The organism is Pseudoalteromonas sp. JB197, assembly GCF_002332205.1.
GTDB lineage: Bacteria > Pseudomonadota > Gammaproteobacteria > Enterobacterales > Alteromonadaceae > Pseudoalteromonas > Pseudoalteromonas nigrifaciens.
On the sequence record NZ_NRGZ01000003.1, the window covers coordinates 46,166 to 65,960 of the forward strand.

A 19,795-nucleotide genomic window follows, 5' to 3' on the forward strand; every position below is an offset into this window, starting at 1 on the left:
CTTCACACATCCTTAAATTGAGTTAGCTGCCAACCACTGGTTTATGTAAGCACGGTGTGGCGGCAAAGTTTGCAACATCTGCTGTGTTAATTGAGTGTTACGTTCAATTATTTGTTTTGCTTGCGTATGTTGTGTATATAAATACGCTTGCTTAGTAAAGTCGGGCTTAAAACCCATACCATACAAAACATATTGATAACTAGCAGCAGGGAATAACTCTAATGAACCATGGAAATCTTGAATAAGTGGACCGCGCCCTCCCCAAACCAACAGGTCTTCTTGTAAGCTTTGTGGAATAGTTTCAGGTTTAACATGTGCTTGCCAATAAGGTTCTGGACGCTTAGACAGCATGTAATGCAGTTTTAAAAAATCGATAATACGCTGCCAACGGTAATCCATCTGTTCGTTAAAGCGTTTAGCTATAATAGGCATGACCTGTGTATCAGTTGGCATGTGTTCTGCTACGAAGCGAGCTGAAATCTCTACTAACATAATTGCGGTTGCTTCAAGTGGCTCTACAAATCCTGCCGACATACCAATAGCAACACAGTTTTTATGCCAAAACTTCTCACGATACCCTGATTCAAAGCTTATTTTGCGAGCGGTTAAGCCCTTCGCTGCATCGCCTAAATAGTTCCGTAAGTTTTCCTCAGCTTCGTCATCCGATAAAAATTTGCTTGAATATACGTGACCTACACCACGGCGGTCTGTTAAGCCTATATCCCAAATCCAACCTGCATTTTGAGCGGTAGCAATAGTATGACTAGCAATGGATTGATCATCTTCACCGTAAGGGACTTTCATAGCAAGTGCACTGTCGTTAAACAATACATGGTCTATTTTTTTAAATGGTACGTTAAGCGTTTGACCTAACAACAGCGATGAAAAACCAGTGCAATCTATGTATAAATCGGCGTTTATAGTATGAGTACTATCTTTCAGAGTAAGCTCGTTTATCTCTCCACTATTATCAAGCTTTACTTTATCAACTGTGCCAATAATATGCTCAACACCTAGGTTATTTTTACAGTGCTGCTTTAATAAATCAGCAAAGGCACCTGCATCGAAATGATAAGCATAGTTACAATCACCTTGATATTCACCTTGTGTAATACTGCGTGGTGCTAGGTTTTCTTCACAAATATCATGTTGGAAGTTAGTTTGTTGTGCATAGTTTTCAACGTTATCTAAGTAAGGAGCTAAATCTATACGTCCGTAACCTAGTGGTACAGTAAATGGATGGTAATAGAAGTCGTTATTGCCATGGGTCCAATTTACAAACTTCCCGCCTTGTTTAAAAGTGGCATTACAGGCTTTAAAAACATCAACTTCACGCAAACCTATTTGCTGAAGTGTATTTTTCATCGTGGGCCAAGTACCTTCACCTACGCCAATAGTTGGAATATCTGAGGATTCAACCAACATCACTTTTAAGCCATCACCATTTTGACTTTGGTGATGTGATGCTATAATTGCAGCACTTAGCCATCCGGCTGTACCGCCACCAATTACCGCGACTGTTTTTATTGTTTTATTCATAATGAACTGCTCTTTGAACGCTTTCTAGTAACGTCTATACAGCAAATGCCCTAACGGGCATTTGCTGTATAGACGTAATTTCTTAGGGTTGGGCGCTATGGCTAAGCCAAACTTATTGGCATTAGCACATGTAGCACTCTAATAAAATAATCAGAGGCAAAGTACTTGCCTCTATTATTAGTTAAAACGACCCTCGAATACCAAACGCGTATCGCGAACCATTATCTTCTATAGAATAAATTTGATTAGCAAAACGACCTGTTTGTACTAACTCTTCTTCAGTAATGTTGATCCCTTCTGCAAAAATAGTAAAGTTCTCGTTGATATCATAGCTTGCGCTAATATCCCATTGCCCGTAGGTTTCAACATTCACAGGTTCGCCATTAAATCCATTATCAACTAAGCGTAAGAAACCTTCACGGTTGTTAAATGCAACTCGCGCTTGCCAGTTATCTTGCTCATAAAACAACACCAAATTTTGTGAATCGCCTAACCCTTCAAGTGCGAATGTTTGTGTAGTGTCAGCACCAACGCTAATATCGCTATTAACTACGGTCGCATTAGCTATAAAGCCAAAGCCACTTTCAAACATATGAGTTACACCAAGTTCGTAACCTGTTACTTTCGCTGACTCACCATTTTGAGGTCGAGTGGTAGTGTATACTTCTGAACTACCATTTAGCTCATCATCGATTTGCCCTGTACATGTAGTACATGCAAAGCCAGGACCTGTTCTGTCAGCCATTTCATAAGTTTCAGAACCTGTTAATGTGACTATGAAATCATCAACTTCTTTACTAAACACTGCAAAACTAAATAAGTTTGCATCGTTATAATACCACTCATAAGAGATATCCCAGTTTTCTGATTGGAATGGTTTGAGTGCAGGGTTACCACCATTGGCTGTTAAGTTTTGACGGCGTGGCTCATTAAATGTTGTAGCAGGAGATAACTGCGACATGGTTGGGCGTGTTATACTATCGTATGCAGCAAAGCGTAGTATCATATTTTCTTGTAGTTCAAGCTTCACATTGAGAGATGGTAGTAAGTTTGAGTAACTAGTTCCTTGTTCAATATTTGTCGCTGGACCAAATACGTTAGCAAACAATGTTGCATCAGGAGTTGGTACTACATCACTGATAAAACTTTGTACTGCTGCGACATCAATGTCAGTTTCAGAATAACGTGCACCTAAGTTAACAGTTACAGGCATATCAGCTAGGTCAAAACCAAGTGTAAAGTCCATGTATAAGCTAGTGATATCTTCGTTGATTGTATAACGGTTATTTTGTAGCGTTGGCTCAATAGGAAAACCTTGTTCAGCTAAATAACTAACCATCTTATCGCCGTCATAGCTATAAAATGTATCAATTAAACCTGGGAAGTAATTACTAGCAGAGTAGGCTTCAAAATCAATAGCATCAAGTGGTGCTGGAACTGTATACCCACTAAAATGACCTTGATTTCCATAAATTTGGAAACTCGACTTTTCACGCTCTTGACGGTAAGCACCAAAATTAATTCTTTCAACAGGACCTTTATCGGGCACATATTCGAAGTCAGCCTTTACTTCAGTAATTTCATCTTCGTCTGTAAATTGATCACCCTTTACGTTGATATGAAGGCGTGCAAGACTAGGATCTGGTAATGCCCCGTTTTCGAAACCATCATGTTGGACTGTTGGTATACTACCTGTACCATCAAAGTTATAGCTATTAATAATACCTACGACGTTAGTGCGATCTTTACCGGCACGGTCGTTTTCAGCCGTTGAACGAGAAACATCAAATTTTGCTTTTAATGAATCGTTTACTTGCCAATCAACGTTAATACCAAATGCTTTATTAGTTACATCGCGTGAATTACTTGTTTTTGATACAAAGTCACTTGCAGGGTCACCACTAGGTGCGCCTAAACCAACTTCTTGAGTAAAGGTCAAAAGCGTGCCTGTTTTTGGATCGATAGTTGCGCTACCAACGCGATCAGGTTCAAACCACGATGCTAAACTTCGTACCGTTGAATCGACTTCAAATTTAGAAATCATACCATCAACAGTGATTGTGACATCCTCCGACGGCGCATATTGAAGTACTAAGCTTGCGTTCGTACGTTCACGATCTTGCTCATCAACTATTTGGTCCCAGTTGCGTGGAATGTATGCATTGTCAAACAATACGCCATCTTGTGGATTAGATATTGTTTGGCCGCCGCGCCAACCTGCTGTTAGTATTTGATTATTCTGAAGCTTACGTTGTTGGTTAGTGATAGCAAAAAGAACACCTAGCTTGTCATCATTAAACGTATTACTTATCAAAAATGATGCTGACGGTGAGACTTCTTCAGAAAGGCTTTCGTACATACCTTTAACTGAACCTAAAACATGCAAACCACCAAAGTCAAAAGGGCGAGCTGTAGTTACGTTAACAGTGCCACCAATACCGCCTTCCTGAAGTATTGCTGTGTTACTTTTATAAATATCAGCACCGGTGATTTGATCCGCAGCTAATACATCAAAATTAAACTCACGGCCTGCACTGTCTGTTGCAATTTGACGGCCATTAACAAGTACAGTATTAAATTGTGGACCAAAACCACGGATAGTTACCGCTTGTCCTTCACCACCACTCCGGTCAATTGCTACACCTGTAATACGTTGCAGAGATTCTGCTACGTTTAAATCAGGGAATTTACCAAGATCTTCTGCTTTAATTCCATCGGTTACCACATTAGATGCTTTTTTATCCAACATCGATGAACGCAAACTACTACGAATACCTGTTACTGCGATAACTTCAACATCTTTATTCGCGACTGTAGGTGTGTCGTTTTCAACACCTTGAGCCGCAACAGTTCCGCTTGCCAATATACCTGTGATAGCAATACTGAGTGCGGTTTTCTTGTTGAACGATAACTTATTGTTAATTACCATTTTTAAAAAACTCCTGATTGTGTGTAGTCATTTTATTGTCGTGTGGTCTGAATTGCTTCAAATAGTATTTATACTATAAATACTTTAAATTGACTTAAAGCGCAACCTTTCACTTAACTTTGAGTAACTTTTAACTCATTTAAATTAACATTATTCAGTGTGTTTTTATGAAAATGCATAAATGATAACTTGTTCATACGTTTCACCTGGCAATAAATTTGCTTTAGGAAAACCCTTTTTATTTGGTGCATCAGGCCAGTTTTGCGCCTCTAAACACAATGCCTGGCGCGCTTTAAAAGGTAAGTCAACAAAGTTAGCAGTGTAAAGCTGCATACCTGGCTGAGTACTAAAAAGCGTTAAATTAATATTAGTAAGAGTGGATGTTAAGCTAGCCATTAACTTGAGGCTATTATCATCTTCATATACATAGCAATGGTCGATTCCAGAAGCTATGTCTAACTGCGGATGACTTTGTTCAAGTGCGCTACCCACCAGTTTAGATTGAGTGAAATCAAAGCAGCTTTTAGCAACAGGAATAGGCTCACTGATTGGAATATTGTTTTCATCAATAGGTAAAAAGTGCGTGGCATTTACTTGTAATAAATGATTTTCAATAGTGTCGCTACCTTCAAGGTTGAAGTAACAATGATTAGTAAAATTGACTAGAGTTTCTTTATTACTGACGGCTTTAAAACTCAAGACTAATTGACCATTGTTTGCGGTAATGGTTTGCCAAACTTGCAGCTGACCAGGAAACCCTTCCTCGCCATCTGCAGAGCAATAATAAAGCTCTACTTCATTAGCACTTTGCTTGCTCACTTCCCAAAGCACTTTATTAAAACCCTTTATGCCACCGTGCAAACTATTTGGACCATTGTTTTTTGCTAACTTATATTGTGTACCTGATAAATTAAAGCACCCCCCTTCAATCCGATTTGCATACCGGCCAATAGTGGCACCTAAATAAAAAGGGTTTTCAACATAGTATTGGAGATCATCTACACTAAGCGTAACCTCCTGTTTTTTAAATTTAATACTTTTTACTATTGCGCCGAATGGTATTATTTCTGCAATTAAGTTCTCACCATCACTAAGCTGGATACTCTGTAAAGAATTTCTTTCTTTAGCAATCAAAATACTTTCCTTTTAATTAAATTACTGAATAAACATAATCTACTTACTATGAATTTATGATAAGTAAACAGGTTAAGTTGTAATCCCCCCAGTAAGTGTAAGCGAGTAATTATAATTTTTTTGCTCTAATAAATACTCTTTATGGGTACTTGGACTCCACGAATCATCGCCACCTACACCCATATGTTGATGATCAATATGTACATGAATGCAATCATCAGCAATTAGTTCGTTAGTGTGTTTAGCTTGCGTTAGCATATTTTGCGAATACTCACTGGCGGCAAACAAAAACGCGCCAGTCACGATTAAGTTATTAATGCTCAGTAATTGGCAATCGCTACGCAGACCGTTATCAGTTGGGAATATATACGGTGTATATAGCTCATTTAAGCTCAAGCTGTAATAACCAAAACGTGCAGCGGATTTACGATCTGGGTAGTTTTCAAAAGGACCTAACCCTAGCCAGTTTACTTTTGTATCGCTTTGCTTGTTAATCGTTGTACTTAACCCTATTCGCGGCATTGGTGGTAGGGTGTCGTTTAAGTTCACATCAACATTTAAGCTAATAGTACCTGTATTATTGAGCGTATATAGCCACTGTGTTTGTGCTTGTAGCACGCCATTAAATTCGTAATTAAATACACAAGTAATACGGACATCAACGCTTGATTGCACAGCATTGATTGAGCTACATGTGCGCTGCCATTGCCCTATACCTGCGCGCGACCAGCGTGCTTCCCATGCATTAGGGTCTAGGTTGTCCACTTCGCTTACACCAATGTCGTTATCAAGTGGGGCACGATAAAAGTTATCAACCAGTGGGCTACTAATAACTTGTGTATCGTCTTGTAACCACTGCTCTATAAGTCCTGATTGTTGATTAAAAACAAGTTTAAATGTATTGTTTTCAATACTTAGGTGGGAGTCGGTTTCATTAACACTTATAACGCTTTTCTCTGTAGCTGATGCAAATGATTTACTGTTTAAATTATTACTATTTATAAGCTTAAACTGTTCTGAATCCATAACGTGATTAGCGTTTGCAAAGTGTGAGTCGTTAATTAGTGCTACATCTAAATTAAGGTAATATTGCGCACCATGCTCAAACGCTGTTTTAGTTTTAATGGTTAAAGTGTGCGTACTTTGCGGAGCAATATTAAGTGCCATTTCGCCTTGCTCAACACACACGCCATTTTGTATTAATTGCCAAACGAGTTTTTCGTTATCGGTGTGCCTAAATACGTAATCGCTAAATACATCAATGCTGTATTGGTTTTGGTTTTGATTTTGATTTTGATTTTGCTCGCGCAGTGTAAATTGTAAATGTTGCTGGCTGTATTTAGCTTCAAATAGGCTAGGATGCGGTGTACGATCCGGGAACAATAAGCCGTTTATACAAAACTGGCGGTCGTTTAGTTCATCACCAAAGTCGCCGCCGTAAGCCCAATAATGCTTGCCGTTCTCGTCAATTTTAGATAAACCTTGATCTACCCAATCCCAAATAAAGCCGCCTTGCAGCCGTGGGTATTCTCTAAATGCCTGCCAGTAATCGTCAAAGCTACCTAAGCTATTACCCATAGCATGGGCGTACTCACATAAAATAAGTGGACGAGTTTCACCCGGTAAGCTCAGCCATTTTTTAATTGAATACTTAGGTACCGCATCGTCTTTAATATCGGTATCTACACGGGAGTACATTGGGCAAATAATATCGGTAGCTGTCGTGTTTGCACCGCCGCCCTCGTATTGCACTGGGCGAGAAGGGTCAAAGCTTTTTGACCAGCCATACATAGCATCATGATTTGCGCCGTGCCCGCATTCGTTTCCAAGTGACCAAATAATAATTGAGGCGTGGTTTTTATCGCGCTCAACCATTTGCGTATAACGCGACATAAATGCACCTGCCCATAGCGGATCGCTTGCTAAACGCCCCATAGGAAACATGCCATGGGTTTCTATATTCGCTTCATCAACCACGTATAAACCTAGCTCGTCACATAGCTCGTAAAAAAGTGGATGGTTAGGGTAATGAGCTGTACGTACGGCATTAAAGTTATTTTGCTTCATCAGCTTAATATCTTCAATCATATCGGCAGTGCTAACAGCATGGCCGTTTTCTGGGTGATGTTCGTGTCGGTTAACACCCCGTATAAGTAACGGTTTGCCATTTACACACAGCTGCCCGTTAAGCATTTCTACTTTTCTAAAACCAATGTTATAGGCTTCAACGTCGACTGTATTGCCTTGTTCATCAAGCAGGCTTACTACGCAACGATATAAGTACGGCGTTTCGGCGGTCCACTTTTTAGGGCTTCGTATTGCTATTGTTTGAAATACGACATCGCTCCACCCCCCTTTTTCATCAACACGTTTATTGTTAGTGCTTTGAATTTTCGGCTCGCACAGTGATGTTTTACCATCAAAAATCTGTACTGCTACTTGGTAGTTATTTGGCGCATTTATCGCAGTTTTTATATGTAGCGTTGCATCGCGATAGCAAGCGTCTAAATCGGGGGTTATAAACACATCGCGTATTTGGCTTTGCGGTTTTGTAAGTAAGTTAACATCGCGAAAAATACCGCTTAGCCACCACATATCCTGATCTTCTAAATAACTGCCATCACTCCAACGAATAACCATAACGGCAATACGGTTAGTACCGACAACTAAAAGCTCACTTAAATCAAATTCGCTCGGTAAGCGGCTATCTTGTGAATACCCCACCCACTGCCCGTTACACCAAAGATGAAAAGCCGAGTTAACGCCTTCAAAAATTATATGGTTACGCTGCGTTAACTGCTCAGGTGTGATTGTAAATTCAGTGCGGTAACAACCAGTAGGGTTATCGCTTGGTACAAATGGCGGGTTTACTGCAAATGGGTATTTAATATTACAGTAAATGGGTTTATCAAAGCCGTGTAGTTGCCAGTTAGAAGGCACAGTAATACTTTGCCAGTCGCCGCTTAGCTCTTTACTTATCTTCTCATACAATAACGACTCATCGACCGCTTCGGGCTTATCAAATAATTTAAAATCCCACTGCCCGTTTAAACTTTTCTTCTGCGACTGTGTATTTTCACGGGCGTCTTCAATTGTTTTAAAGCCGTTAAGTGGGCTATGTGCTTTTACTTGATTAACTTGTACTGTAATTGGATTTTCCCAATCGCGACGATTAATTATGTGCTGTAAAGAGGTCATGTTTATTCCTGTTGCATAAGCGGGCAATTATAATGCGCTAAATATAGCTAAAAATAATCACAGGGGTTATGCTTAAAGCTCTCATTTATTTATCCAAAGCTATCATTGTATTATGCGCTACAACATTAAAGATATACTCGATATTGGCCCGCACTGCACAGAGCGCTTTATAGATTCACAAACGCTCGCACAAATGCCAAACCTAGAAATAGCGCTAGCAGGTTGTTCAAACCTATTGGGGCGTTATTGCGTGGCACGTACAGCCCCCTTAGAACATACGCTTTTTTATACGCTTGCGGGGCAAGGTAAATTAACCACACAAAATGAGCAGTACACGCTTAATGCCAATACACTTATTGTGTTACCAGCTAAGCAAAGCTTTGAAGTTAAAATAGATGGGGAACATTGGGATGTGATTTGGTTAAACCTTGCAAACACCAAACGTTGGAAGCATTTAAACCTTGCGCAAGCATTGGTATTAACCGATCAAAAGCTTGAGTCGTTGCATCTTGCTATGGAGCTTTTATACAGCGAACCCAACGCTAACTTACGCAAAAGCGTAACGCCTGTTTTAAGTCATTATTTAAATACTACATTACAAAACAACTCTCAGGGGGCGGCGCATAATCGTTTAATTGGTTTATTTGAAGAGGTAGATAAGCGTTTACAGTTTGGTTGGACAATAAAGAAAATGTGCGAGTATGCACATTACTCACCGCCGCATTTACATCGTTTATGTCTAGCTCAATTTGGTAAAAGCCCCATACAACAGCTTATTTATTTACGAATAGAGCGGGCTAAAAACTTATTATTAAATACCCGCTGGCCTATTGCACATATTGCCGTTTACGTGGGGTATCCAAATATATTTAATTTCTCTAAACGGTTTAAAAAATCAGTGGGTATAGCGCCTAGTGAATTCAGGAAAATTGATACTTTCTTGGAGTAAGCTTGAAAGCTAATTAGGTAAGCAACTACGACAAGCGAATTTTAATCTCAGACTTCCCCCTACTTCAAAGTGATGAAGTGTGTACAGACAGCTTAGCTATAATCGAAGTCTAGCTAAGCCCTCCCACGGCATTAGATCTGTAAAATAATCATCGTTATCATGGTGCATGACTATATTTCTACTTACTTACAGCACCTAGCTGATATTCTCATGACTTTGGTCACCGATTCTCATCAGCTTAGAGTTGGAATTTAGAAGAAGAATGACAGCTTTGAGCGATAAACGGATATTGAAGAGTTAAACTTATTTTTGTTTTGATTTGACTCTTAATCTGTCCCATAACATTGTAAAACGGCATATTAATGGAGTTATTAAGGTATGTAATATATGCCATTTTGGTACGTTAAACCACCAAAATGGTGTTCAATAAGGTGTTAAATGTAAAAAACGTAAGTATGGGTGAATGGTCGTTACTTTAGTTTCGAAAAGTGAAAAGATATAAAAAATTTCACTTCAGGAGAAAAGTATTACCATGATTAATATGCCTAACAAATTAATTGAAGCTTCCTATTATGTGCCGAACAAATTAACTAATGCTTCCTATAATATGCCACTCAGCGCCATGCGCTTGAGAACATTAGCATTGTCGAAATTAGAGCCTCTAAGTTATTTGTCTGGCATCTCCAACCCAGTAACAATTTTTGCAAGTGAGTGGCAAGAAGTTTTTATTAATTCGGAGAATCCATACAGATACATGAAAAGGGCTGCCTCTGCCTTCTCCAAGGCTATGGTTCAGTTCGAAGGTAAAAAAGAACCTATAAAGTTTTTGGATAACGTGGTATATGAATCTGGAAAGGGGCGGGTAAAACTGTACTTCAACCCAGAGTTTTTAGTATCGTGCCTTTAACACTTAACAAATTGAAGCGTTAGTGGACTTCTCTAGTTTGCTAGGCACCAAATTAGTTACATTGTAACTTCTAATTAGTCGATAAATCAGTTAACTTTTAGGAAATCTATGTCAGGCAATGAATCTGAGGTTAGATATAAAGACTCTAAAACTGTGGCCAAATTTTATTGACCACTTGTTATCACATTCAATATTTGATGGTTCTAACCCAGTTCAATCACAATCTATGATTGGAATATCTGACCAGCGAGTTGTGTAATGGGGCGATAAAAAAGCCCGTTTCATGTTCCATGATTTTGTGAGCTTTTCACTTCCTAAAGATAAAGTGCCGACCCCATAACGTTTATTTATAGCATCTAAACACGCCATTACTTCTGGGTTATCTTTACTTACAGAAAACATATCCGCTTGTTGAAATAACTCACTTTCTAATTCTATTGCGCCAATACCGCAGCGATAAAAGCGCGTGTTAGCCTTAAAAATATCATCAATAACACCTGAAACAGCATTGGCTATAACACTGGTATCTGATGTAGGTATAGGGAAATCATAGAGCAACGATTTTTTATAATACACGTCTTCGTGTGGCGAGCTTGCAGCGAATATAACGAGTCGTTTTGCTAATGATTGCTGTTTCCTTAGTTTGCGGCCAACAATCGCTGCATGTGTTACGAGGGCTGATTTTAATGTATTTAAGTCACTTACTCTTTCCCCAAAACTTCTCGTTGAGTAGATTTCTTTTTTATTCTGTTTTACTTCATTCCAACTTAAACAGGCGATGCCGTTAAGCTCACTTACGGTCCTCTCAACAACAACGCTAAACATGCGTCGCATTGCTTTAGGGTTCTGGTTTGCTAAATCCCATGCACTTTTAATCCCCATGACCTTAAGTTTTCTACCGAGTCGAGAGCCAATACCCCAGACATCGGTAACATCCATACGCATAAGGACTTCCTGGCGTGAGATATCATCATTAATAACAGCAACCCCGTTATAACCAGAGAGTTTTTTTGCCGCATGATTGGCTGCTTTAGCTAGCGTAGGCGTAATGCCAAAGCCTACACCAACAGGCAATCCTGTCTCACGCCATACAGCTCGTCGTATTGTGTGTCCGTAATCAGCCCAGTCATTAATGATTTTAGAAAAACCAGTAAAGCGTAAAAATGACTCATCAATACTATAAACATAATGGTCATCGCAAAAACGATTAATAACCGTCATCATTCTCTCACTCAAATCAGCGTAAAGTTCATAATTTGAAGAGCGTACGATGACATTATGCTGCTCTAAATAGGGTTTAATTTTGAAGTAAGGTTCAAATTTCGGGATATTGAGCTTTCTAGCAATAGGACATATGGCACAAATACATCCATCGTTATTTGTCAGAACAACAACGGGTTTAAAGCGAATGGATGGGTCAAATACCTTCTCCGCACTGGCATAAAATGCCACTGCATCTACGAGGGCAAACATCGATTTACCTCAGCTTTATTTCTGTGTAGGCGGATGCTCGCAGTAACGACGCCTTCGAGCTTAAAGTCATCATCATTAGAGATATAAACAGACTTATAATCTTTAGAGGCAGAGATAAGTAAGCGTTTCGATTTATCTATGATTTTACAAACAAACGAACCGTTGTAACTTGCAACAATAATATCGCCGGTACTTACATCCTCAGCTCTATCAATGACTAATAAGTCACCATCGAATATTCCTACTTCTTGCATGGATTGCCCAGAAGCTATACCAATAAAAGTAGCATTCGGGTGTTTAATGATTAGTTCATCGATTGAAATACCGAGCTCTACATATTCTGCGACAGGAGATTCAAAGCCGGTAATGCCTGCTTCTATAAAAATTGGAATAACGAACATACACACCTCAAGCACTGTTTATATATACAGTGTAATTTAAGGTTCAAATTATGCCAAGGTTCTTTTTGTGAAGACGATAGTTTAATTAGATCTGGTATAAGCATGTTTTAGACTTAAAGATTAAAAACCCCTTTAATAACAATTAGTAAAATTACCATCGGTTTGTTAAAATTTCACAAAGGAATTATGAGCTTACTCAAAGCTTATTTTAATTACGGAATAATTTACTGATGACTTTAGTTAAAAACACTATTGTATCTTTTCTGATACTTAGCTTTATTACTGGCTGTTCAGCCTCTAGACACGCCATCATTTCCGGTGACTCTGAATTAACAGATGCTCAAGTGTGTCGAAATTACCTTAATGATAAAGATATCCTCGCTAAAAATTATACCGCCGAAAATACTGATGAAGCGAACTATATCTACGCGCTTAATAGAGAAGTTAAATATAGAGCACTCACTCAGTACAAATGTGAGATATTAGCCGCGCAAGACAGAAAAGAAATCGCTCAAGGCGTTGTTGCAGCTGTCGTTGCGGTAGGTGTCGTTGTTTTAGCTGTTGCGGCAGCAGGAGCTGGCGGGTCAAATAACTATTCTTCTGGTTATGCATGGGACCAGTTTTATGATGGTAACTACAACTTAGTCTGGCGCTGTCGAGATAAGTCTACGGGCCAATTTGCAAATAACAGCGCTTGCTCTGGACAGTATCAAAATGATAATACATGGACTGGGAAGTAGCTTTCCCAATTAATTTTAAAAGCACAATATCTTAGTTCTAAAAATTAAAATTATCAGTAACCACAAATGAGAACTAGCTTATTAACTCATTTATTATATGTGACATATTTAAACTGAAATAGGTACCTAGAATCATAATGAAAGCATCCACAATTTCACTGTTAGCAACACTTATTTTCTCTGCTGCCTCTTCAGCAAATCAAGAAATCGACTCATTTAGCAAAGCTAAACGACTGTTAGAAAAACAAGTTTATAACAACCACCGCGTTACACTTTATTGTGGTGCGACATTTGACGCTAGTAAAAAAGTAACCGCACCGGAGGGCTTTTCTACAACAAAGTACGTCAAACGAGCTAAAAAAATTGAATGGGAACATGTCGTTCCGGCAGAAAACTTTGGTCGTACTTTTAGCGAATGGCGAGATGGACATAAGCAGTGTGTAAATAGTGTGAGGAAGTCATTTAAGGGTCGAAGATGTGCAGAAAAAGTAAATACAGAATACCGTTTTATGCAAGCTGATATGTTCAACCTCTATCCGGCCATTGGTGCCGTGAATGCGCTGAGAAGTAATCATAACTTTACTATGCTTCCAGCGGCTCAAAGCGATTTTGGACGTTGTGCGATGAAGATTGACGACAGCAAAGCTGAGCCACCTGAAATGGCTAGAGGTCAAATTGCGCGTACTTATCTGTATATGGAGAACACCTATAAACGATACAGCATGAGTAAAGCACAAAGCCAGCTAATGAATGCGTGGGATAAAATGTATCCTGTAGATGCTTGGGAATGTACTAGAGCAGAAAAAATTTCAAAGCTACAAAAGAATCAAAATGATGTAGTAAAAAGTCGCTGTGAGAGTAGAGGTCTTTAAACATATCATCTTAATCATGATTTATGAAAGCTTAGAATTAATAATCAATCAAGTGATTTTTAACGTGAAACTCTCAGCTTTTATTAGTTAGTTTTTAATTCAGAATGAGCAGCTTTGAGCGATAACCGGTCATTGAGATTAGCTAAATATAATAGTTAATTGATTGGTCAAACTGCTCTTTACTCATATATTCATGAAAATGAGCTGCTCGCGCATATTGATCTATTTAACTTTACTCAAAAATTTTAGAAAACTTAGTGATAGTAATACCTTAGGTTATTTGTTAAAACTATATAAAGCAGAAAAATGAGCGTTAAGTCGGCAGAAATATGCGCGATAAGCGGACTATAAAATGTTAGTTTTATATTTGAGTTATTCAGAATTAAAGGTGTCAACTAGTTGAAAAATGTACTTATACTTATGGTTGTTGGATTGTATCTGGTAGCTTGTGGCTTTTTCATTGGTGTTACAGATAGAGCGGCTATGTTTGACGGGGTCAAATGGACTGATGTTGGTACTTTAGTTGTTACATCTCTTGGTTTTATTTTTGGTTTCTATACCTACTTTCAATGGTTAAATAACAAGCGAAAGGAGGATTCATATTTAGTCGCCAAAAGATACATCGCTGCTATAGATGAAATAGAAGAAAACTTACATGAGTTGCGATTTCATTATGATCATATATGTCCTACACCAGGATTGATGGTTGAGGATAAAGATGTATCAATCAAACGTATTGAGCATCTTAATATTGTTTGGGGCAACCTATATCAAGCACGGCGAAACCTTTATAAATCTAATAGAGAGCTATCATTCTGGAATGTTTGTCTAGCTAAAGAGGCTGTAGAAGACTACAACTATTTGAATAAGTCACTGGACAATATTAGTGTGATATCTTCAGTTTTGAACAATCAATTATTCCATTTTGTAAGCAGTAGACAAAATATGGATGGAGTGATTCGAGAGAAGCAAAGGTTTGACGAGTTACATGATTCAGTTCATAAAATCATTCAACATCGCGTTGATTGTGGCTTTAAGTCAATGTTTACCTTCGAAATATAAATGTAACGAAAAAAACGTTCAAGAGTAACTCCAAACGTGTGCTAGTTTTGCTGCGCTCACAATATGGCACACGGTTGTCACACTTTAACGTGGAGTTGAGGCTGCAGAATTACTTTTTTTAAGGAAAACAGCCTGTTTTATGTGTTCCAAATGCATTACCTAATGCTCTAAAAAGGCTTAGAGTGAATTGTAGGAGCTATTTTTTAATTGAATTTGACTGTTGGAGTTATTCTACAGTCTAGTTAGGCAATAAACCAATGGAAGTTTGATGCTCAATAGTAGGTTTTTCGATAAAGATAGAAGTGTTCAAGAGCGGTGGTTTCGAATGAAATTCCACAGAAATTTTGGGCTGCAGATAAAAGCTGTTTTCTTGTGGCGACTTTACCGTAAATTGGAAAAAGAATTTAAAGCAAAAGATAAAGTTATAAACGGAGCTATAGAAATCACAGTGAAAGAATGCAAGAAGGTCAATGAGGAGCTGTTTCCTGCGACAAAGCAGTTTCTAAATATTGGCCTGTATTTCTTGCTTGCTGAGAGAGATATCCAAGCTTTAAAAGCTGATGCTTTCGCTCATCCTAATGAGACAAAAAGGAATATTGCGTTACGTGCACTGCTTTTAACCATTTATGAGTGGGATATGGGAAAAGTTACTGGACGGCGAATGCAGTTTATATACGAATCGACAGGATTGTCTGATTCTTCAAGGAGTATGGTTGTTGATGCCCTAAAAAAATTAAAGAAAGCAAGAAAAGCAATTGAAAATGAAATTTCTGAGGCAAGGCACAACACTATTGCCCATAGAGAGGCCGACGCTCTACATCAGTACGAAATTATCTCAGAGCTGAAAATCATGGATTTTTCCATAGCTTTGACTGGTTTGTACGAAGCATCAGATATGCTGTTGAAGTCTTTGGTAAAAGCGATGCTTGAAATTGGTACGACGGAAAACCTGTTTAATCAGGTGAATTATCGAAAAAAATAGCCTAACAAGCTGCTGCCGACGAGCGGCAGAGTGCAGAGTTACTAATGTCCGCAATTGGCACTGAGCCGAACTTCGGCAAAGAGCGAGAAGCAGACGGTCGAGTAAACTCGTTTTTGGACAGAAACAATTCAGTAACCTTACTAAATTAGCAAATCAATAAATTATCTTAAGTATGACAAACTCGTTTAATGAAGTGTTCAATCTGAGTGGTGCGAGTTACTTGGCTGCGTGTTAGATAATTTAGACTTATCATACTTAACGGATTGAAAGTGATACTGTTCGCTCTGACAAGTTAGCACTACTGACAGATCAACCATTAATTAAATCATAATCTTATGGGTTGGGTTTACCCACAACGCCCCCATATAATTAATGCTTAATACTGAGTAATTTATCGTGGAGGTTGCAGTGGCTGATATTCAGAAAGCATTTATAGATTATCATGATCAAATAAAACTAGGCACATATGATGAAAATAAGGCGTTGCGCGATAAGCGAGACTTACTGATAAATGGGCTTAAAGAGTCTTTACGTGACGAGAAGATTCCTAATACCGAAAAGAAACTGACCTTTTCTAAGATCGATCAAGGCTCTTACTCGATGCATACAGGAGTCAAACCTCTTGATGATGACTATGATATCGATGTTGGGGTGATCTTTGACATCAATACTGATGACTATGATTCAAAAAAATTGAAGAAACTTGTTCGAGATAAACTCGATAAACAAAATAATAGAAACGTTTCATATAACCGACCTTGTATTAGCGTCAACTATGCCGCAGGCTATCATGTTGATATACCTGTATATGCCAAAAATGGCGGAAATATACATATTGCATGGGGCAAAGAAACGTCCTCAGAACACGTCTGGTATGAGTCAGACCCAGAAGGTTTAAAGCAATGGGTCAAGGACGTTTCTAACGATGGTGAGCAAAGAGCACAATTCAGACGCTGTGTGCGATACCTTAAGCGCTGGAAAAACAAAAATTTCACATCTAACGGCAATACTGCTCCCCCTTCAATTGGATTAACAATCCAAGCAAAAACTTCTTTTGTTTACAAAAAAGAAGACGACCTATCTTGCCTTATAGGCATAGCAAAGAGTATTCGTGATAGCTTTACTTTATCGTTTAGTGTTGATGATATGAAGTTTTATAAAGTCGTGGATGTGCCACTACCAGTTGCGCCAGGCAAAAACGTTTACTATAAGATGACTAAAAAGCAACTTGATAACTACTATAACAAAGTTGATGAACTAGTCGAAGCGTTGGAGGCCGCTCAAGAAGAAGAGAGTCTCTCGGAGAGTAGTACAATTTTAAACAAGGTATTTGGCGACTTCCCTGTGATAAGCGACGCTGTTAAATCGAATAAGCAGCCCTACTTGCCTACAGGCATGAGTGCATGACCCCAGAAATAATAGCTGGCTTGATTGAAAGCATCACATTCAATCAGCTTATTTCGAAACAGCAAGTCGATGAAAGAACCTTTGACTTTGAACTACAAGGGCGATCCATTAAATGGAACGTCCGCCTGTACTTCTACCTAACATTCCCATTTAGCTTACCTCTTGCGCAAATCCTCAATGAAGAATACATAGGCAAAATGCCACATGTGAATTCGAAAGGAACTTTATGTGTTGAAGAGGGAGATTCGATACTAGTTGATTATCATTCACCAAGTGAGATTATCGAAACGTTCTTATGCCAAACTTTAAAAACTCTAGAACGCTCCTCTTTGCGGGTATTTAAAGGTGAATTGTATGATGAACTAGAAGGCTTTATACATGGCGCAGATACCATTAACTCCTTCTACAGAGCAGGTAGCTCGGTAGAAAAGTTAGTTCTACGTATAGCACCATCAAGCAACCTATTAGCTCCTTCCGACATAAATCCTATAGCTTTAGCCAAAAGCACAAGCGATATACCTTGCGGGTTCAGCAACACCCAAGCACTAAATAAACACCAATTAGTGAATATCGTTCACATTCCCCTAAGTGCTCCAGTTGTTCCGTCTACAACAAGCGAATCAGCGTCCCGTTTCATTTCAGAGTTAAAACAGCAGATATCAGAAGAAAACTCAAAAATACTTATAAAGCTGTTGGGACAAAATTCTAAGAAACAACGCCAATTTTTTGTTTTGGTAAGTATGCCAAGAAGCTCTAGAGAGAGAAGTGAGTTTATCTGTCAGTTCAAAGCTAAAGCACCAGCGCTACACCCAATTCTCACTGATAGTACAGATTGGCAACTGAAGTTTTTCCTTTTGAATAGGCATAACAAAGAATACCTACTCGAAAGAGGCGGAGCCAATTTAAGCATAAACAACAAAACAGTAGCAGTGGTAGGGTGTGGCTCTGTAGGTAGTGAAATTGCTATGTTAATAGCCAAATCAGGTGTAGGGGCTATTAAACTGATCGATGACGATTTACTTGATGCAGACAATATCTATAGGCATAGCCTTGGTGGTCGCTACTTAAACTTCAGTCCTTCTGTCAAGGATAGAAAAGTGCGAAAGATATCTAAGGTGAGAGCATTAGCAAAAGAAATTAGGGTAAATATTCCCCATATTCACGTTGAAGCTTGCCAGTATTCACTTTCAGCTCACAACGTAAAAAGCGTAATGAAAGGGGTAGATATTGTTATTGTAGCTATTGGAAATCCATCCATCAGTCTATTACTCAATCGCAGCTTGAAAGAGCATCAATTCAACAATGTTATTTATTGCTGGAATGAGCCCGATGGTTACGGTGGGCACTCTGTTGCTCTAAATTTAGATCAAGTTTGTCTTGAGTGTGTTTTATACAAAAAAAGTAGTCCGAGCACTTCTATAAATTTAGTTGAGTTCGGACAAGCTATATCCAAAAACTTAACAGGTTGCGCGGGTGTTTTTACACCATTCTCTTACTTAGATTCAACTAAAACCGCCTCAGCAGCAGCTCAGCAAGCTATTACTTTTTTAACTTCGGGTAAAATGGAACCAAAAGTAACATCATGGAAAGGTATTGATAAAGGCACCTTACAAACAACTAATAGATTTAAAAGTATGGCATTGATGGAAGAAATAAGTTTATCAAAAAACGATGAGTGTATATGTTGTGACAGTAATAACTGAGAATTGGTTAATTGAGTCAGATGAATATGGGAATATAGTAATTGACTCAGAAGTAATTAATACCCTGATTAGTTACAGGCAACTAGGTAAGCATGATTGTGAGGCAGGAGGAGCACTTATGGGCTGTCTACGGGGAAACAATGAAATTGAGGTAAATGACTTAACGTTACCTCAACCAAGTGATAAAAGAACTAGGTACTCATTTTTTCGCTCGAATGCTCATAACAAAATTTTAAATGGAAAATGGAAAGCTAGTAATGGGGAGGCGTACCTAGTTGGCCTTTGGCATACACACCCTGAACCAACGCCTGAGTACTCTAATGAGGATAAGAAAGATTGGCATAAAGTCTTAAAACAAGGTCAATATGAAGGCCAGTCGTTAATTTTTATTATCGTTGGGCACAAAGACATTCGACTCTGGATAAGCAACAACAAAAATTATAAAATAACACTTCTAGGAGAGTATTCTCTTAAAAATAGTGTTCATAAAGGGTAGTGG

15 protein-coding genes are annotated in these 19,795 nt (G+C 38.6%); 9 read left to right on the top strand and 6 right to left on the bottom strand.

The genetic code is table 11. From position 1 onward, the window contains the following. Positions 1–12: 12 nt before the first annotated feature. From CIK86_RS18685 to CIK86_RS18700, 4 genes are all read right to left on the bottom strand, one after another. On the bottom strand, positions 13–1,539 hold the full coding sequence (locus tag CIK86_RS18685) for a tryptophan halogenase family protein (protein ID WP_024604794.1): 1,527 nt from the start codon (positions 1,537–1,539) through the stop codon (positions 13–15). Between the two features lie 181 nt (positions 1,540–1,720). After that, positions 1,721–4,468, bottom strand: coding sequence for a TonB-dependent receptor (locus tag CIK86_RS18690; protein WP_086996346.1), 2,748 nt, complete (start codon positions 4,466–4,468; stop codon positions 1,721–1,723). Positions 4,469–4,633: 165 nt separating this feature from the next. Further along, positions 4,634–5,599, bottom strand: coding sequence for an aldose epimerase family protein (locus CIK86_RS18695; protein WP_086996403.1), 966 nt, complete (start codon positions 5,597–5,599; stop codon positions 4,634–4,636). 75 nt (positions 5,600–5,674) lie between these two features. Continuing rightward, positions 5,675–8,800 (bottom strand): beta-galactosidase, encoded by a 3,126-nt coding sequence (locus tag CIK86_RS18700; RefSeq protein WP_086996349.1) that lies wholly within the window; start codon positions 8,798–8,800, stop codon positions 5,675–5,677. Between the two features lie 112 nt (positions 8,801–8,912). Here CIK86_RS18700 and CIK86_RS18705 point away from each other — a divergent pair, with 112 nt between their 5' ends. Further along, positions 8,913–9,749 (top strand): helix-turn-helix domain-containing protein, encoded by an 837-nt coding sequence (locus CIK86_RS18705; RefSeq protein ID WP_086996352.1) that lies wholly within the window; start codon positions 8,913–8,915, stop codon positions 9,747–9,749. 532 nt (positions 9,750–10,281) lie between these two features. After that, positions 10,282–10,656, top strand: a complete 375-nt coding sequence (locus CIK86_RS18710; protein ID WP_086996356.1) for a replication initiation protein — start codon at positions 10,282–10,284, stop codon at positions 10,654–10,656. Between the two features lie 213 nt (positions 10,657–10,869). Here the strand turns inward: CIK86_RS18710 and CIK86_RS18715 are convergent, their stop codons facing one another. After that, the gene (locus CIK86_RS18715) at positions 10,870–12,129 is read right to left on the bottom strand and encodes a Y-family DNA polymerase (protein WP_086996359.1); all 1,260 of its coding nucleotides are present in this window, start codon (positions 12,127–12,129) and stop codon (positions 10,870–10,872) included. After that, positions 12,114–12,530: a S24 family peptidase gene (locus tag CIK86_RS18720; protein WP_086996362.1), complete on the bottom strand. Its 417-nt coding sequence runs from the start codon at positions 12,528–12,530 to the stop codon at positions 12,114–12,116. The genes CIK86_RS18715 and CIK86_RS18720 overlap by 16 nt, the downstream gene beginning before the upstream one ends. Before the next feature lie 230 nt (positions 12,531–12,760). Here CIK86_RS18720 and CIK86_RS18725 point away from each other — a divergent pair, with 230 nt between their 5' ends. The 7 genes from CIK86_RS18725 (at position 12,761) to CIK86_RS18755 (ending at position 19,792) form a co-directional block, all read left to right on the top strand. Beyond that, positions 12,761–13,270, top strand: a complete 510-nt coding sequence (locus tag CIK86_RS18725; protein ID WP_086996365.1) for a hypothetical protein — start codon at positions 12,761–12,763, stop codon at positions 13,268–13,270. Positions 13,271–13,407: 137 nt separating this feature from the next. Beyond that, the gene (locus CIK86_RS18730; RefSeq protein ID WP_086996368.1) at positions 13,408–14,142 is read left to right on the top strand and encodes an endonuclease; all 735 of its coding nucleotides are present in this window, start codon (positions 13,408–13,410) and stop codon (positions 14,140–14,142) included. Between the two features lie 399 nt (positions 14,143–14,541). After that, on the top strand, positions 14,542–15,204 hold the full coding sequence (locus tag CIK86_RS18735) for a hypothetical protein (protein WP_086996371.1): 663 nt from the start codon (positions 14,542–14,544) through the stop codon (positions 15,202–15,204). A gap of 325 nt (positions 15,205–15,529) precedes the next feature. Then, positions 15,530–16,186, top strand: coding sequence for a hypothetical protein (locus tag CIK86_RS18740; RefSeq protein ID WP_140391187.1), 657 nt, complete (start codon positions 15,530–15,532; stop codon positions 16,184–16,186). Between the two features lie 408 nt (positions 16,187–16,594). Further along, a complete protein-coding gene (locus tag CIK86_RS18745) occupies positions 16,595–17,593 on the top strand; it encodes a nucleotidyltransferase (RefSeq protein WP_086996406.1) in 999 nt (332 codons plus the stop codon). Then, entirely contained in the window at positions 17,590–19,296 is a 1,707-nt protein-coding gene (locus CIK86_RS18750; RefSeq protein WP_086996374.1) for a ThiF family adenylyltransferase, read from the top strand. The genes CIK86_RS18745 and CIK86_RS18750 overlap by 4 nt, the downstream gene beginning before the upstream one ends. Continuing rightward, positions 19,280–19,792 carry a Mov34/MPN/PAD-1 family protein gene (locus CIK86_RS18755; protein WP_115121855.1) on the top strand — a complete coding sequence of 171 codons (513 nt, stop codon included), beginning with the start codon at positions 19,280–19,282 and terminating at the stop codon, positions 19,790–19,792. The genes CIK86_RS18750 and CIK86_RS18755 overlap by 17 nt, the downstream gene beginning before the upstream one ends. Positions 19,793–19,795: the final 3 nt, after the last annotated feature.

Bases quoted from the DNA above. Each gene is read 5' to 3' on its own strand.
- CIK86_RS18685 (WP_024604794.1), bottom strand. From the start codon at position 1,539: ATGAATAAAACAATAAAAACAGTCGCGGTAATTGGTGGCGGTACAGCC.
- CIK86_RS18690 (WP_086996346.1), bottom strand. From the start codon at position 4,468: ATGGTAATTAACAATAAGTTATCGTTCAACAAGAAAACCGCACTCAGT.
- CIK86_RS18700 (WP_086996349.1), bottom strand. From the start codon at position 8,800: ATGACCTCTTTACAGCACATAATTAATCGTCGCGATTGGGAAAATCCA.
- CIK86_RS18705 (WP_086996352.1), top strand. From the start codon at position 8,913: ATGCGCTACAACATTAAAGATATACTCGATATTGGCCCGCACTGCACA.
- CIK86_RS18710 (WP_086996356.1), top strand. From the start codon at position 10,282: ATGATTAATATGCCTAACAAATTAATTGAAGCTTCCTATTATGTGCCG.
- CIK86_RS18715 (WP_086996359.1), bottom strand. From the start codon at position 12,129: ATGTTTGCCCTCGTAGATGCAGTGGCATTTTATGCCAGTGCGGAGAAG.
- CIK86_RS18720 (WP_086996362.1), bottom strand. From the start codon at position 12,530: ATGTTCGTTATTCCAATTTTTATAGAAGCAGGCATTACCGGCTTTGAA.
- CIK86_RS18725 (WP_086996365.1), top strand. From the start codon at position 12,761: ATGACTTTAGTTAAAAACACTATTGTATCTTTTCTGATACTTAGCTTT.
- CIK86_RS18730 (WP_086996368.1), top strand. From the start codon at position 13,408: ATGAAAGCATCCACAATTTCACTGTTAGCAACACTTATTTTCTCTGCT.
- CIK86_RS18740 (WP_140391187.1), top strand. From the start codon at position 15,530: ATGAAATTCCACAGAAATTTTGGGCTGCAGATAAAAGCTGTTTTCTTG.
- CIK86_RS18750 (WP_086996374.1), top strand. From the start codon at position 17,590: ATGACCCCAGAAATAATAGCTGGCTTGATTGAAAGCATCACATTCAAT.